The organism is Deltaproteobacteria bacterium, assembly GCA_020848745.1.
In the GTDB taxonomy this organism is placed as follows: domain Bacteria; phylum Desulfobacterota; class Binatia; order UTPRO1; family UTPRO1; genus UTPRO1.
In genome coordinates this window covers 81,860-97,092 of the sequence record JADLHM010000141.1, presented here as the reverse complement: position 1 = coordinate 97,092, position 15,233 = coordinate 81,860, and the positions used below count along the sequence as shown (strand labels likewise).

13 protein-coding genes are annotated in these 15,233 nt (G+C 72.2%); 4 read left to right on the top strand and 9 right to left on the bottom strand.

Translation table 11 applies throughout. The features are described 5' to 3' along the window. Nucleotides 1-27 precede the first annotated feature (27 nt). Nucleotides 28-1,074: a PAS domain S-box protein gene (locus tag IT293_20340; GenBank protein ID MCC6767012.1), complete on the top strand. Its 1,047-nt coding sequence runs from the start codon at nt 28-30 to the stop codon at nt 1,072-1,074. Here IT293_20340 and IT293_20335 read toward each other — a convergent pair. From IT293_20335 to IT293_20325, 3 genes are all read right to left on the bottom strand, one after another. Next, complete coding sequence (locus tag IT293_20335; protein ID MCC6767011.1) at nt 1,058-1,795, bottom strand: hypothetical protein; 738 nt, start codon at nt 1,793-1,795, stop codon at nt 1,058-1,060. The genes IT293_20340 and IT293_20335 overlap by 17 nt on opposite strands. Before the next feature lie 4 nt (nt 1,796-1,799). Beyond that, complete coding sequence (locus IT293_20330) at nt 1,800-2,117, bottom strand: hypothetical protein (protein MCC6767010.1); 318 nt, start codon at nt 2,115-2,117, stop codon at nt 1,800-1,802. 150 nt (nt 2,118-2,267) lie between these two features. Continuing rightward, the gene (locus IT293_20325; protein MCC6767009.1) at nt 2,268-3,485 is read right to left on the bottom strand and encodes a hypothetical protein; all 1,218 of its coding nucleotides are present in this window, start codon (nt 3,483-3,485) and stop codon (nt 2,268-2,270) included. An 86-nt stretch (nt 3,486-3,571) separates the two neighbouring features. On the opposite strand from IT293_20325, the gene ggt reads away from it, so the two are divergent. Together ggt and IT293_20315 are read left to right on the top strand one after the other, a co-directional pair. Then, nucleotides 3,572-5,317, top strand: a complete 1,746-nt coding sequence (gene ggt / locus IT293_20320) for a gamma-glutamyltransferase (GenBank protein MCC6767008.1) — start codon at nt 3,572-3,574, stop codon at nt 5,315-5,317. Then, nucleotides 5,317-6,258 (top strand): glycosyltransferase family 2 protein, encoded by a 942-nt coding sequence (locus tag IT293_20315; GenBank protein ID MCC6767007.1) that lies wholly within the window; start codon nt 5,317-5,319, stop codon nt 6,256-6,258. The genes ggt and IT293_20315 overlap by 1 nt, the downstream gene beginning before the upstream one ends. On the opposite strand, the gene IT293_20310 is transcribed toward IT293_20315, so the two are convergent. The 5 genes from IT293_20310 to IT293_20290 are packed head-to-tail and all read right to left on the bottom strand — an operon-like array spanning nt 6,183 to nt 12,569. Then, nucleotides 6,183-7,439, bottom strand: a complete 1,257-nt coding sequence (locus tag IT293_20310; GenBank protein ID MCC6767006.1) for an O-antigen ligase family protein — start codon at nt 7,437-7,439, stop codon at nt 6,183-6,185. The two genes, IT293_20315 and IT293_20310, sit on opposite strands and share 76 nt — an antisense overlap. 14 nt (nt 7,440-7,453) lie before the next feature. Continuing rightward, the gene (locus IT293_20305; GenBank protein ID MCC6767005.1) at nt 7,454-8,500 is read right to left on the bottom strand and encodes an SGNH/GDSL hydrolase family protein; all 1,047 of its coding nucleotides are present in this window, start codon (nt 8,498-8,500) and stop codon (nt 7,454-7,456) included. Nucleotides 8,501-8,522: 22 nt separating this feature from the next. Next, nucleotides 8,523-9,803: an adenylosuccinate synthase gene (locus tag IT293_20300; GenBank protein ID MCC6767004.1), complete on the bottom strand. Its 1,281-nt coding sequence runs from the start codon at nt 9,801-9,803 to the stop codon at nt 8,523-8,525. An 8-nt stretch (nt 9,804-9,811) separates the two neighbouring features. Continuing rightward, nucleotides 9,812-11,398, bottom strand: coding sequence for a phosphoglycerate dehydrogenase (locus IT293_20295; GenBank protein MCC6767003.1), 1,587 nt, complete (start codon nt 11,396-11,398; stop codon nt 9,812-9,814). Between the two features lie 13 nt (nt 11,399-11,411). Then, complete coding sequence (locus IT293_20290) at nt 11,412-12,569, bottom strand: alanine--glyoxylate aminotransferase family protein (protein ID MCC6767002.1); 1,158 nt, start codon at nt 12,567-12,569, stop codon at nt 11,412-11,414. Between the two features lie 359 nt (nt 12,570-12,928). Here IT293_20290 and IT293_20285 point away from each other — a divergent pair, with 359 nt between their 5' ends. Further along, nucleotides 12,929-14,698, top strand: coding sequence for a TolC family protein (locus IT293_20285; protein MCC6767001.1), 1,770 nt, complete (start codon nt 12,929-12,931; stop codon nt 14,696-14,698). Here IT293_20285 and IT293_20280 read toward each other — a convergent pair. Then, nucleotides 14,673-15,224, bottom strand: coding sequence for a hypothetical protein (locus tag IT293_20280; protein MCC6767000.1), 552 nt, complete (start codon nt 15,222-15,224; stop codon nt 14,673-14,675). The two genes, IT293_20285 and IT293_20280, sit on opposite strands and share 26 nt — an antisense overlap. Between the last annotated feature and the right edge of the window lie 9 nt (nt 15,225-15,233).

The window sequence follows — 15,233 nt, the reverse complement described above, 5'->3', positions numbered from 1 at the left end:
GCGCGGCGCCGACGTTAAGCGACCGCCGTGCCCGCCTCCCACGACCCGCCGGTCGCTCAGGCGATTCCTCCCGCGCTCGATCTCGCCGTCTTCCGCCAGATGGCCGACATGTCGAGCGAAGCCTTCTTCCTCACCGATCAGGCCGGCCGTTTCCGCTACGTCAATCAACGCGGCTTCGAGCTCGGCGGGTGGAGCTGGGAGGAGCTACAGGGGATGACGATCGCCGACGTCAATCCCGACGTCCCGCTCGCCCTCTATCGCCAGGCGATCGCCACGATGCCGCTCGGACCGGGGATGGTGCTGTCGGTGCGCGCGCGGCGCAAGGACGGCTCCCTCTTCCCGAGCGAGGTGAGCTTCGCGCGGCTCGAGATCGGCGGCGAGTCGTACGTGTTCGGCGTCGCCCGCGACGTCACCGAGCGCACGCACATGGAGGCCGCGCAGCGGCAATTCGGACAGCGCATGCTCGAGCTGCTGGACGCCGAGCGCCGGCGCCTCGCGCGCGAGCTGCACGAGGACATCGGCCGCGCCGTCGGCACGATCGACGCGCTGCTCGAGACGCTCGAGCGCACCCCCGGCGCGGTCGAGGACGACGTCCGACCGACCCTCGCGGCGACGCACGCCACGGTGCGGCAGATCACCGAGTCGGTCGCCCGCCTGGTCGACCACACGCATCCGGCGGAGCTCCTCGCGGAGGGGCTCGAGTCGACGATCCGCCGGCACGCCGAGGCCTTCGCGCTCCGCCACGGACTCGCGCTCCGGCTCACGACGGTTCCGGTCGGCGACGCGCTCACGACCGAGTACGAGCTGCACCTCTATCGGATCGTCCAGGAGGCGCTGACCAACGTCGCGCGCCACGCGCGCGCCTCGCAGGTGGGCGTGAACCTGGCGCGCCGGCGCCACCGTATCGTGCTCACGATCGTCGACGACGGCGTCGGCTTCGACGCCGCCGAGCCTCGCCTCGCCGGGCTCGGCCTCACGACGATGCGCGAGCGCGTCGAGATGATGGGTGGCGAGCTCCGCATCCGGACGGGGGTGCGCCGCGGCACCGCCATCCACGTCACCCTGCCGATCTAGCGCGAACGGCCGCGAAGGCGCGCCGGTGGTGGTACCCGAGAGCGTCGTCCGGATAGCGGTGGGCGCGGCCGTAGATGCAGGCCACGCGGGCATGACAGCGATCGGGACACGGATTCGCGCCGGCGTCCTCGCGTTCGACGCGATGGCCGACGCACGCCGGCACATCCCAACCGGCGGGGAACGAGACGGCCGCGGCCGGGCAGGCGCCGACGCACGGACGGTCCCGGCACGACGGACAGGGATCGAATCCCTCCGCCGGCCGCGGCGCGGGCGGCGCGGCGGCGACGAGAAGGGCGCCGCGGAGCGCCATCCACGGCCCGAACTCGGGATGCACGAGCACGCCGAGGAGGCTCCGGCGGCCGAGCCCCGCCGCCTCCGCGAGATGCACGAACGACAGCGGCCGCTCCGTGTCCTCGAAGGGCAGGCGCAGTGCCGCTCGTCCGCCGGCGCGGGCCGCGACCGGCAGGGCATGTCGCCGCAGCACCTCGGTCGTGAACGCGTCGAGCGGGTGCGGCGCCGCCGCCTCCGGACGGCGCGCGAGGCGCGCGCGATGGGCCCGCCAGAACGCCGCCCCGCCGTTCCCGATCACCACGATCGCCCCGGCATCGACCGCGCCCAGCCGGTGCGTGGCGGGCGCGAGCGCGTCGTAGGCGGCGGGCGTCGTGACGCCGATCAGGTTCAGGCCGAACGGCGCGAGCGCATGCCCGAGCGCGGCGAGCACGCCTTCAAGAAGCGCGCGGCACGGCCGCGCCCGAGGCTTCGAGGCGGTCGAGCCGCACGAGGATCGCGTGGATGCCGAAGAGCACGGCGCTGCCGACGATCCCGAGCAGCCCGCCGACGATCGCCGTCAGGATGTACGCGATGTGGCGCAGGAGCGCCGCGTAGTACTCGCCCTGGAAGAGCACGTGGTCGGGGTGCCGTTCGAGGGCTTCCCCGGCCCTGAAGAACGCCTCGTCGCCGATCGCGAGCGTCGCCGCGACCGCGCACGTCGCGAGGCCGCCGATCAACAACAGCAGGCCGAGTACGCGCAGAGCGGCCCGCACGTCAGCTCCGCCCGCTCGCCGGACACTGGTTGGCGGCCCAGGCGCGCACCACGAGCGCGGCGAACCCGAGAACCACGGTCATTCCGACGATGCGACGTGTCCGCACGTCGCAACCATACGCCGGACGCGCCACGCGCGACAACGGGGTGGTCACAACTCGAGCTTGAAGCAGCGCAGGCCCCGGCGCCGCTCGGCGTCGTACCCGGCCCACTTCGCGGGCGGCGCCTCGCCCTGCTCGATGGCATGGAAGCCCTGGCGCTCGAAGAACTGACCGACCCGCTCCTGCGTCGTGCACGCGAAGAGATAGGCGAGCCCGCGCTCGCGACCGACCGCCTTCATGCAGTCGACGAGCTTCACGCCCACGCCCTCGCCCTTGAACCGCGTGATCGTGTAGAGCCCGACGATCTCCCCGGCGCGTTCCGCCTCGTACCGCTCGGTCTGGAGAGAGCACACGCCGGCCAGATGGTGCTGTCCGATGGTCGCGCCGTACCCCGCGAAGAGGATGGGCGCGATCTCGGCCGGTGTCCGGACCTTGAGATAGCCCTCGCGCTGCCCGCGCTCGAGGACCTTCTCGACCTCGTGGAAGTCGTCGAGGGACAGGCGCTCGACCTTGCAGTAGTCCTCGCGGGTGAAGAGCGTCCCCGAGCCCTCGTAGGTGAACAGCTCGCGCGCGATGCCGTCGAGCGTGCAGACGTTGATCGAGCTGATCCCGTCGACGAGGCCCGTCCGCACCGCCTGGAGGAGCGCGCGCCGCCCGCCGAGCCCGCTCGACTCCGCCTCGCCCGCCGCCAGGAGCTGGGCCGCCATGCCCTCGTCCATGAACGAGAGCGCGCGCTCGACTCCGGCGGGCTGGATGCCGCCCTCCGGGTCGGCGACGACGAGCTTGTGGACCCGGAGGCGCGCGCCGAGGCGCGCCGCGAAGGCGGCGAGGCGCTCGGGCGTGTCGTCGTCACAGAGCCCGAGGACGAAGGGCGTACCGCGCACGACGTCCCAGAACCGGACCAGCAGCGCGTCGGCGATCGCCGGCGCGGCGAGATCTTCGGCCGACAGCTGCAGGACCGGCCCGCCGCCTCCGTTCGGCACGAGGCGCAGCTGCGGCAGCGGCAGCGGCACCTGGGCCGCCGAAGGCACGCCGGCGAGCGGACGCTCGAGGGCGCGGAGCGCGCTCCGCTCGCGGGCCGCCGCGCCGCCGAGCAGAATCAGCACCCGCGTGTCGTTCACGAGGAGGTCGCGCGTCAGCTCGCCGAGCGCGCGCAACCGATCGGCGGGACCGTCGTGATGGACGACGAAGAGCAGCGTCCGCCCGCGGAACTCGTCGAGGTAGAACTCCTTCTCGGTGAAGACGACCGCGGGGCGTCTCGGCGCCATGCGCGTCGTTACCACGAATGCGCGAGCAGGGCGAAAGTGCGGGCGCGAAGTTGCTTTTGCCCCACGTGCCTCGTAGGAGAGCCCGCGTGATCGGCTCGGGGTTCTGGCGCGCGCTCGTCGTCGCCGCGTTGCTCGTGACGAGCGCCTGCGTCGCGCCCGACGGTGGCGGACGCACGCAACGCCGCGGCCTCTCGATGGCGCTCGCGGCGAAGCCGTCCGCCTCGCCGACGCCGGAGGCCACGCGCGCCGAAGGCCGTTTGGGCGCCATCGCGGCGGAGCACCCGCGTGCCGCCGAGATCGGGCTCGCCGTGATGGAGCGCGGCGGCAACGCGGCCGATGCCGCGATCGCCACCACCTGGGCCGTGTGCGTGCTGAACGCGTCGTCGTGCGGCGTCGGCGGCGGCGGCTTCATGCTGGTGAACCGCCCCGACGGGACCGTGAGCGCGCTCGACTACCGCGAAACCGCGCCCGCCCTCGCCCACCGCGACCTCTATCGCCGCGGCGACGAGGTCCTGCCCGAGCTCTCGCGACGCGGCGGGCTCGCCGTCGCCGTGCCCGGCGAGGTCGCCGGCCTCGAAGCGGCGCGTGAGCGCTTCGCGCGGCTTCCGCGCGACGTGCTCATGGCGCCCGCGATCGCGCTCGCGCGCGACGGCTTCCCCCTCGGCCCCCACCTCGCGAAGGAGATCGCGCAGAACCTGACCGCTCTCCGCGCCACGCCGGCCCTCGCCCTCCTCTTCCTCGACGCCGCCGGCAATCCTCGACCGCAGGGCGACCTCGTCCGGCTGCCGGATCTGGCCGCGACGCTCGAGCGCGTCGCGCGTGAAGGCGCGGACGGCTTCTACCGCGGCCCGGTCGCACAGGAGATCGCGCGCGCGGTCCGCGACGCCGGGGGCATGCTCTCGACCCAGGACCTCGCGAGCTACCACCCGCACTGGCGCCATCCGCTGCGCGGCACGTACCGCGGCTTCGAGGTCTTCACCATGCCGCCGCCGAGCTCGGGCGGCGTCATCATCGAGATCCTGAACATCCTCGCCGGCGACGACCTCGCGGCGCTCGGCGCGACGAGCCCCGCCTACTACCACCTGCTCGCCGAGGCGATGGGAAACGGCTTCGCCGACCGCGCGCGCTGGTACGGCGACCCCGAGTTCACCCCGGTCCCGATCGAGCGGCTCACCTCGCCCGCGTACGGCGCGATGCTGCGCGCCCGCATCACGCCGGACAAGACGCTGCCGCAGGACCGCTACGGCACGGCGCCCGACGCCGGCACGACCCACGTCTCGGTCGTCGACGCCGAGGGCATGGCGGTGGCCTGCACGAGCACCGTCAACACCGCCTTCGGGGCCATGCTGGTCGCGGGCTCGACGGGCGTCATCCTCAACAACGAGATGGACGACTTCTCGCTCGCCCCCGGCGTGCCGAACAGCTTCGGCCTGGTCGGCGGCGAGGCCAACAGCATCGCCGCCGGCAAGCGGCCGCTGAGTTCCATGACGCCGATCATCGTGCGCGCCGACGGCCGGCCGCGCGTCGTGGCCGGCGGCTCGGGCGGGCCGCTCATCGTCTCGGCGACCCTGCAGACGTTGCTCGGCATCCTCGACTTCGGGCTCGACCCCGCGGCCGCGATCGCGGCACCCCGCATCCACCAGCAGTGGGCGCCCCCCTCGCTCATCAGCGAGGTCGAGCTCGACCCGGCGACGGCCGCCGACCTGACGGCGCGCGGCCACGTGCTGCGGCGCCTCCCGTTCGCCGGCGCCGTCCAGGTCGTGGTGGCGCGCGACGGCACGCTGATCGCCGCCGCCGACCCGAGGAAGAACGGTGGCGCGGCCGCCCGCTGATGGCGTCCGGTCTCGCCATCCTCGTCGCCACCCGGGACCGCGAGCCGCACCTGCGGCGGCTGCTGGCGAGCGTCGTCGCGCTCGCCGGCTTCGACCGCGTCCGGCCGGCGGTCGTCGTCGTCGACGACGGCTCGACCGACGGCACCGCCGCGCTCGCGCGGGCGACTGCCGCCGCCCATCCGACCGTCCGCCACCTCGCCGTGCCGGCCGGCGGCAAGAGCCGGGCGCTCAACGTCGCGATCCGCCGGACAGCAGCCGAGCGCTATGCCTTCGTCGACGATGACGTCGCGCTCGATCCCCAGTGGCTCGTCGCGATCGAAGCGTACGGCGCGCGGCACCCGGCGTTCGCCGCCGCGCAGGGCACGATCCGGATCGCGCCCGAGGCCGAGGCGCAGCCGAGCGTGGTCGCCGCGATCGAGCGCTGGCACACCATTCCGCGCTGCGACTACGGGCCGACGGCCGTCGAGGCGCCGTCGCTGATCGGCGCCAACATGCTCATCGCGCGCCGGACCTTCGCGCGCGTCGGGCTGTTCGACGAGCGCCTCGGGCCGGGCGCCGCGGGCGCGTCGGAGGACACGGAGCTGGCGCTCCGCATCCGCGCCGCCGGAGAGCGCATCGGCTACGTCGCGGACGCGATCGCCTACCACGCCGTCGAGCCGGACCGCCTCGGCCCCGCGTACTTCCGCGCGCTCCACGAAGCGCGCGGCCGAAGCCGCGTCCACTACAAGTTCGACGCCCACCGCTCGCCGCTCGCGGTCGCGCTCCGCGTGTTTCCCGACGCGGCGCGGGCCGCCGTCGGCGTGGCGCTCACCAGCCTCGGGGGCCGCGGCGAGCCGCACCGGCGCGCGCTCGCGCGCTGGTATCACTACCGGGCGATGCTGGCGGCAGGCCGCGGAGCGCGCCGCTCGGACGGCGTGCCGCGGCTCGACGACGACACCTGATCGAGCCCGGCCGGCGGACGCCGCGTACCCGTGAGCGCGACCCCGGCCGCCCACCACGTCCAGAGATAGAGGTGCAGCGGTCCGCGCGGCACGTCGGCAAGCGAGAAGATGCCGACCCCCGCGGCCGAGAGCAGCAGGACACGGGCGAGACGCGCACGGACGGGATCGGCGGACCGCCGCGCGCGCCAGAGCGGCGCGAGCGCGAACCAGAACGTCGCGACGTACAGCCCGAGCCCGATCACGCCGGCGCCGAACGCGACCTGGAGCGCCAAGTTGTGCGCGTGCGGCCAATCCTCCGGGCGATTCGGGTCGTGCGCGGCGTGGATCGGCTGGAAGGTCTTGTCCCCCCAGCCGTAGCCGAACAGCGGTCGCGCCGAGATCAGCTCGACCGTGCCGCGCCAGAGCTGCACGCGGTTGTGAAGGGTCCACATGGTCGCGTCGCGGAAGCGCGGATTCACGACCGGCCCCGCGACCGCCGCCGCGACGAGCGCCGCGACGGCGAGCCAGCGCATGAGCGGCCGCCGCTGCGCGAGGAGCGCTACCGTCACGAGCGCGACGAGGCTCACCTGCGCCGTGCGCGACGCGAAGAGCCAGAGCAGCACGATCCCGGTCGCGAGCTGGATCGCCACGATCGTCCTGCGGAACGCCCAGTCGCTGCGGAGCACGAGCCAGCCGAGCGCGAACGACGCGACGATCATGCCGGCGAACGTGTTGATGTGCTGGAAGCTGAAGGGATCCATGACGCGATCGCCGAAGTGCCACTCGCGCCCGACGGTCCGGAGCCACACGGCCACCTCGACGAGGTAGACGACCGTGAGCGCCACGCAGAGGCAGCGCAGGACGTACGCGACGTGCGTGCCGTCGTCGCGGGTCGCCATGAGCTGCGCCGTGCTCCACGCGAACGCCGCGAGCGTCGCGAGCTTCACCCAGTCGCGGAACGCGCGCGCCGGCTCCGGCGCCCAGAGCGTCCCGAGAAGCGTCCACGCGACGAAGAGCAGGAGCAGGACCAGCGCCGGGTTGTCGCGCAGCGCGAGCGGCCGGCGCGACGCCGACCAGAGCGTCAGCCCCACGCCCCCCCAGGCGTAGGCGTCACGGGGCGCGCCCGACCAGGCGACGACGATCGTCATCACGAGCAACGCGATCACGACCCGGAGGGCCGGCGGCATCGGCGAACGTTCCACGGCGGGCCGCTTCTCTAACGAATTCGACCGAAGCCTGGTAGCCCGCGCAGCACGCGCCCGAGCTCGGCCGCGAGCACAATCTGGCCCGCCGGGGCGAGATGCGGGTCGCCCTCGAGCCGGACCTGCTCGCCGCGCGCCTCCGCCGCGAGCAGCGCCGGAGCGAGCTCGAGACACGGCACGCCGTGCGCGGCCCAGTATCCGCGCTGCCAGGCGCGCAGCCGCTCGGACATCATCTCCAGCACCACGACGAGCTCCGCGCCGTCCGTCGCCACGTCGCGCCGGAAACGGTCGAAGAGCGCCTCGGTAAGCGCCCACGCCGCGGGAGTGGGGCGGGGCCCGGGCGCCGGCGCCTCGGCAGCCATGGGCCCGGGCGCCGCCGGCGGGTTCTCCGCGACCGTCGAGCGCGCGGCTCGCCGCAGCACCGTGCCCACGTAGTCGAGCCACGTGAAGAGCCGGGAATGCTCCTGCAGCCACTCCTGCGCCGCCGACTTCCGCCGCGGGGGCGGCGCCGGGTCGTACACCAGGCGCTCTCCGGCCAGCCGGAAGCGCGGTCCGCGCCGGTCGACGTTGTCGTCCGCGTCGTTCGGCGACACGACGAGCACGACCACGTCGGGTCGGTAACGCCGTCCTTGATTCTCGTAGAAGAGCAGCTCCTGCGCGGTCGAGTAGCCCGGAACGCCGGCGTTCACGACGTCGGTGTCGCCGAGCGCGCGCTCGACGAGCTCCGTGAAGCACTCGGCGTGCTCGACGCCCCAACACCACACGACCGAGTCGCCGAGGACGAGCACGCGGCGGCGGCCGGGCGCGCGCGCATGATCGACGTGGTCGTCTCGCAGGCCCTCCGCGTCGTGCGTCACCCGGACGGCAAAGTGCGCCCCGCGGAACACCAGCGACCGTGACGGCGCGAGCTTCCAGCCGAGAACCGGGTCGTAGACCGTGAAGCCCGCGATCGAGTGGTGCGACGACGCGTCGATCGGCAGGACGCGAAGCGCGAGCTCCAGGACACCCGCCGTGACCGCGAGGCTCGCAAGCAGCAGCACGAGCGGCGCGAGACGTCGCATGGCGAGTCCGAACCGGGAACGATCAGTCGAGGATGATGGTCTCTTCGCGCCGGGCGCCGACCGAGATCATCGTGAAGGGCGTTCCCGAGAGCTCCTCGAGCCGCGCGACGTAGCGGCGCGCGTTCGCCGGCAGGTCTTCGAGACGGCGGGCGCCCGAAAGCGGCTCGGTCCACCCCGGCAGGTCCTCGTACTCCGGCACCGCCGCTTCGAGCAGGCGTACGCTCGCCGGGACGCGTTCGTAGCGCTCGCCGTCGGCGCGATACGCGGTGCAGATGCGGAGCGGGTCGAGGCCCGTCAGCACGTCGAGCTTGGTGAGGGCGATGCCGGTGAGGCCGTTCAGGCGCGCCGCCTGACGGACGAGCACCGCATCGAACCAGCCGCAGCGGCGCGGCCGGCCGGTCGTGGAGCCGAACTCGTCGCCGGTCTCTCGCAGGCGCGAGCCGATCTCCCCGAGCTCCTCGGTCGGAAACGGACCGTTGCCGACGCGCGTCGTGTAGGCCTTGCAGATGCCGACCACGTGCCGCACCACGCCGGCGCCGATGCCCGCCCCGGCCGCGACGGCGCCCGCCACGCAATTCGACGAGGTGACGTACGGATACGTGCCGTGGTCGACGTCGAGCATCGTCCCCTGCGCGCCCTCGAACAACACGCGGCGGCCCGCCTCGATCGCCCGGTGCAGGTAGAGGGCGGTGTCGGTGACATACGGACGGATGCGTTCGGCGTGGGCGCGGAACGCCTCGTAGATGGAGCCGAAGTCGAGCGCCTCCTCCTGGAGGATCGCCTTCAGGTAGTGGTTCTTCTCGCGGATGTTCCGCTCGAGCTTTTCCTTGAACACCGCTTCGTCGAGGAGGTCGACGATGCGGATGCCGGTGCGCGCGACCTTGTCCTCGTAGGCGGGGCCGATGCCCCGGCCCGTCGTGCCGATCTCGCCCTTGCCGCGCATCCGCTCGCGCGCGAGGTCGATCGCCTTGTGATACGGCAGGATCAGGTGCGCCTCGTCGCTGATCTTGAAGCAGCCGTCGTCGGTGAGGTAGCCGCGCTCGCGAAGCGCGGCGAGCTCCTCGACGAGCACCGCCGGGTCCACCACGACGCCGTTGCCGATCACGCAGATCTTGCCGGGATTGAGGACGCCCGACGGGATCAGATGCAGCACGGTGCGTTCGTCCCCGACCACGAGGGTGTGGCCGGCGTTGTTGCCGCCCTGGAAACGCACGACGATGTCGGCGTCGTGCGCCAGGATATCGACGAACTTCCCCTTGCCTTCGTCGCCCCACTGGACGCCGACCACCACGGTCGTAGACATGCCGGCCCTCAGAGCTGGAGCAGCTGCGCCGAGACGATGTCCGGCGAGCGACGCAGATCCGCGAGCACCGTCTCCGGCACGGCCTCGTCGACGTGGAAGAACGAGATCGCCATGCCGCCCGCCTTCTCGCGGCCGAGCTCGAGGCCGGCGATGTTGATGCCGTGCTGCCCGAGCAGCGTGCCGACGCGGCCGACGACGCCCGGAACGTCGTGGTTGTTCAACATGAGGACGCACCCGTCGGGCACCGCTTCCATGTAGAAGTCGTCGATGCGGACGAGGCGCAGGATGCTGGCGCCGAAGACGGCGCCTTCGACGACCTGCGTCCCGGAGCTCCGCGTGACGCGCACCTTGATCGAGTTGACGAAGTTGGTGGGCTGATTGGCGCGCGCTTCCTTCACGACGATGCCCCGCTCCTTGGCGAGCGTCGGCGCGTTCACGTAGTTCACGTCGTCGATGAAGCGGGTCAGCAGGCCGCGCAGCACCGCGATCGTGACCGGGCGGTTGTCGAGCTCGGCGACCGCCCCCGCGTACTCGACCGAGATCTCGGTCGGCGGCTCGGTCGAGAGCTGCGCGAGGAGGCTCCCGAGCTTCTCGCCGAGCAGGAGGTGCGGACGCAGCAGCTGCAGCATCTCCGCGCTCAGCGACGGCATGTTGACGGCGGCTTGAACCTCGCCGCGCACGAGGAAGTTGGTGATCTGCTCGGCGATGGCGATGGCGACGTTGATCTGCGCCTCGCTGGTGGCGGCGCCGAGGTGCGGCGTCACGACGACCTGCGGGAGCGCCAACAGGGGATGATCCTTCGGCGGGGGCTCCTCGGCGAACACGTCGAGCGCGGCGCCCGCGACCTTGCCGCTCGTGATGGCCGCGTGCAGCGCCGCTTCGTCGACGATGCCGCCGCGCGCGGCGTTGACGATCCGCACCCCCTTCTTCATCTTGGCGAACGCGGCGGCCCCGATCAGGCCCTTCGTCTCGGGCGTCATGGGCACGTGCACCGAGATGAAGTCGGCGCGCGCGTAGAGGTCGTCGAGCGTCACGAGCTCGACCCCGAGCTTGGCCGCCGCTTCGTGCGTGACGAACGGGTCGTAGCCGATCACCCGCATGCGCAGGCCCTGGGCGCGCTCGGCGACGATGCGCCCGATGTTGCCGAGCCCGACGACGCCGAGGGTCTTGTTGCAGACCTCGGTGCCGGTGAACTTGGTGCGCTCCCACTTGCCGGCGCGCAGCGACGCGTCGGCCTGCGGGATGAAGCGCGCCACCGCGAGCATCAGCGTGATGGCGTGCTCGGCGGTGGTCACGTTGTTGCCGCCGGGCGTGTTCATGACGACGATGCCGCGCGCCGTCGCGGCGGGAACGTCGATGTTGTCGACGCCGATGCCGGCGCGCCCGATGACGCGCAGCTTGCCGGGATTCTTGAGCGTGTCGGCGGTGACCTTGCTGCCGCTCCGGATCACGAGCGCGTCGTACTCGCCGATCACGCGGGCGAGCTCCTCCGGCTTCATCCCCGGCTTGAGGTCGAGCGCGATCTCGGGGTTGGCCGTGAAGACGTCGACGCCCTGCTGGTCGAGCGGGTCGGTCGCGAGAACTCGGTACGTCATGGCGTCCGCTCCTTCAGGCCGCCGGCGTGGCGGGCATGCCTTCCATGAGGATCTTCTGCGCGGCGCCGACGCCCTTCCCGAGCTCCACCGGACGCCCGAAGGCCGCCATCCCCATCTCCAGAGCCGCCAGGGCGGTCACGATGTCGAAGCTGCCGATGTAGCCGAGGTGCGCAACCCGGCAGATCTTTCCCTTCAGCTGGTCCTGGCCGCCGGCGAACGTGATGCCGACCTGGTCGCGGAGATAGCCGACGAGCTTCCCGGGCACGCCCTCGGGCAGGAAGATGCCGGTCGTTGCCGGGCTCGGCGCCGTCGGCGCGACGAGCTTCAAGCCGAGCGCCTCGGCGCCGGCGCGGGTCGCGCGCGCGAGGCGATCGTGGCGGGCGAAGACGTTGTCGAGGCCTTCGGCGAACATCAGGCGGAGCGCCTCGTGCAAGCCGAAGATCAACGAGATCGCCGGCGTCCACGCCGTCGTGTGCTTCTGCTGGTTGTCGCGCTCGCGCTTGAGATCGAAGTAGAAGCGCGGTTGCTTCGACGCGGCGACCGCCTTCCAGGCCTTCTCGGAGAGCGCGACGAACGCGAGGCCCGGCGGCAGCATGAGCGCCTTCTGCGAGCCGGTGAGCAGCACGTCGATGCCGAGCGCGTCCATCGGCAGGTCGAGCACGCCGACCGCCGTGATGCCGTCCACGACGAGCAGCGCATCGGTCTCGCGCGTGATCTTCGCGACCTCCGCCACCGGGTGCAGCACGGTCGTCGACGTCTCGCTGCCCTGCATCAGCACGAGCTTCGTCTCGGGATGCGCCTGCAGCGCCTTCGCGATCGCCGCCGGATCGACCGCGGTTCCCCACTCGACCTTGATCTCGGTGACGACGAGGCCGCAGCCGACGGCGATCTTGCCCCAGCGCTCGCCGAACTTGCCGCCGTTCACCACGAGCACGCGATCTCCGGGCGAGGTCGTGTTGGTGACCGCCGCCTCCATCGCGCCGGTGCCCGACGACGCCAGGATGACGACGTCCTGGCCGGTCTTGAAGAGCGCCCGCAGCGACTTCGCGGTGTCGGCGAACAGGGCTTCGAACTGGGGCGTGCGGTGATGGAAGATCGGCTGGGCCATCGCCAGCAGCACGGACTCGGGAACGGGGGTCGGACCCGGGGCGAGCAAGTATTTCTTGATCATCGTCGTACCTACCTGTCGTGCGGGGGGCCGGCGGTCGCAAAAAAGCCTGGACCCCTCCTAGTCAGAGGCCCAGGCGTTCGGCTCCTGAAGGTCGCACTTCCTCGTGGTGCTCCACGCAAACGCCAGTCGTGCGATACCCAAACAGTCGTATGAAGGCCGCGGAGCGTAACGAAGCACCCCTGGAGTGTCAAGGTGAACCGCGGCTCCGCGCGCGCGCCTCGCGGTACTGGTACCGCCGGCGCGCACGTCGTAAATAGCGCCGGACGAAGGACCGCGGCGGCGACGCGAACGGCGTCGCCGCGGCGTCGGAACAGCGAGGCGGCGCGCGCGGTCATGGCGTCGGAGCGAGGAGCGGCTGCATGAAGACGTGTCGACGAATCGGGATCGCCGTGGTGGTGGGGCTCGCGGCGCTGGCCGGTCGCGCCTGGGCCGAGGACGCCGCCCAGCCGACGGCCGCGATGAGCGGCGATCCCAACGGCCGCGCCATCATCGACACCGAGACATCGGCCCGTCGCGAGGCCGAGTTCGACGAGACGCCCTACATGCCGCAGGTGTTCGCGCACCAATGGGCGTACCGCGCGCCCGCCGTCGAGACGCCCGACGCCTCCGTCGAGGAGACCGACACCGCCCGCCTGACGGTGGCCGAAGCCGTCCACCAGGCCCTGCTGCACAATCCCGGCATCGCCGCGCAGCGCCTGACGCCGCTCCGCCAGCGCGAGGACGTCCGCACCGCCGAGGCCATCTTCGACCCGATCATCTCCGGCGCCGTGAACAAGGACCGCCGCAAGGCGCCGAACTCCTCGGCGCTCGCCGGCGTGCTCATCAACGTGCAGGAGAACGTCAACGTCAATGCGTCGTTCGCGAAGACGCTCCGCACCGGCGGCGATTTCCGCATCGACTTCACGAACAACCGCTTCGTCTCGAACGCCCGCTTCCAGGGCTTGATCCCGCAATACGAGCCCGAGCTCCTGTTCTCGCTGAACCAGCCGCTGCTCAGGAACTTCGGCCTGAACTTCGCCTACCTCCTCGTCGACGTCACCAAGCTGCAGTCCGAAGCGGCGGCCTGGCAGTACCGCGCCGACCTCGCGAACTTCGTGAAGCGCGTGATCGCGGCCTACTGGATCGTCGTCTACACGCGTCAGAACCTCGTCGTGCAGCAGGAATCGCTCGAGCTCGCGCGCCAGACGCTGCGCGAGAACCAGGAGCGCGTGCGGGTCGGCCTGCTCGCGCCGGTCGCGGTGAAGGAGGCCGAGAGCCAGGCCGCCGCGCGCGAGCAGGAGGTGATCGTCGCCAACAACCAGCTCGACAACGCGCTCCGCACCCTGCGACAGATCGTCTACCTCCAGAAGGGCGAGGCCTTCATCCCCCGCCCGATCGAACCGATCGACCGGCCGCGCACGACGCCGGTCGTGGTCGACGCCAAGACGGCCCTCAACCTCGCCCTCGAAAGGCGGCCCGAGGTCCAGGCGCAAACCTACGACCTCAAGAGCAAGCAGGTGACGGCCCGCGTCCGCGAGAACCAGCTGCTCCCGCGCCTCGATTTCGTCGGCAACTTCGGACTCAACGGCCTCTCGGGCGACGCGGTCACCGTGCTCGATCCGAGCACGGGGCAGCAGGTGCAAACGCCCTACGACGGCCCGTACTGGGAAGCGCTCGACCGCCTCACGAGCAAGAAGTTCTACTCGTACCAGGCCGGCGTCGAGGTGGAGATCCCGCTCGGCAACGCCGCCGCCAAGAGCGAGTACGCGAAGGCCAAGATCGACGTCTCGCAGTCCGAGCTCACGCGCCGCCAGCTGTTCTCCGACATCAGCCTCGAGGTCTCGACCGCGGTGAACGACGTCGTCGCCAACATCAAACGCATCGAGGCGTCGCGGATCGCGCGCGAGCTCGCCGAGGAGAACCTGCGCAACCAGCAGAAGCGGCTCGAGGTCGGCATCGCCACGACCAAGGACGTCCTCGACTTCCAGGACGACCTGACGCAGGCCCGCGGCGTCGAGCTGCGGGCCGCGACCGACTACAACGTCTCGCTCGCCGAGCTCGCACGCTCCCAGGGGACGCTGCTCGACGAGTACTCGGTCGTGATCGAGGTCCCTGGCAAGCGCTTCACTCCGTGGTGGGCGCGCTTCTGACGGGCTGCGGACCTCCGACACGATCGCGCAGCGGGTCGCGCGATCTCTGCGTCCCGTCGACGTCGTCCCGATCGTCCCCGGCGGACGAGTGCTCGCGGGTCGCCAGCACGACCTGCACGCGCTCGTCCGCGACGAGCCGCAGGCGATCGACGCGAAAGCCGGCCGCCTGGGTCGCGCGCGCGGTCGGGTCGGCAAGGCGGCGCCAGCGCACCGCCGGAGAGCCGCCGCGAACCCGGGGCGGTCCGAGCAGCGCGCGAAGCGCCGCCGCGAGCCGGCGCGGCCGGTTGTGATCGACCACGACGAGCCGCGTTCCGGCCGGCGTACGGGCGGCGAGCGCTCCCAGGACCTCCGCGCGCTCCTGCGGGGACGGCGCGTGGCCGACGACCGAGACGACGAGCGGCGTCGCCGAGTCGACCCGCGACGCCCGGAGCGCGTCCCACGCGATCCAGGCGGCCTCCGTGTCGCCGCCGAGCTCGGCGGCGACGAGCGTCTCGGCCTCCCGCCGCCAGCGCGGCACGCCAGGCACCGGCGCCGT

Bases quoted from the DNA above. Each gene is read 5' to 3' on its own strand.
- IT293_20325 (MCC6767009.1), bottom strand. From the start codon at position 3,485: ATGGCGCCGAGACGCCCCGCGGTCGTCTTCACCGAGAAGGAGTTCTAC.
- IT293_20285 (MCC6767001.1), top strand. From the start codon at position 12,929: ATGAAGACGTGTCGACGAATCGGGATCGCCGTGGTGGTGGGGCTCGCG.
- IT293_20295 (MCC6767003.1), bottom strand. From the start codon at position 11,398: ATGACGTACCGAGTTCTCGCGACCGACCCGCTCGACCAGCAGGGCGTC.
- IT293_20290 (MCC6767002.1), bottom strand. From the start codon at position 12,569: ATGATCAAGAAATACTTGCTCGCCCCGGGTCCGACCCCCGTTCCCGAG.
- IT293_20300 (MCC6767004.1), bottom strand. From the start codon at position 9,803: ATGTCTACGACCGTGGTGGTCGGCGTCCAGTGGGGCGACGAAGGCAAG.
- IT293_20315 (MCC6767007.1), top strand. From the start codon at position 5,317: ATGGCGTCCGGTCTCGCCATCCTCGTCGCCACCCGGGACCGCGAGCCG.
- IT293_20305 (MCC6767005.1), bottom strand. From the start codon at position 8,500: ATGCGACGTCTCGCGCCGCTCGTGCTGCTGCTTGCGAGCCTCGCGGTC.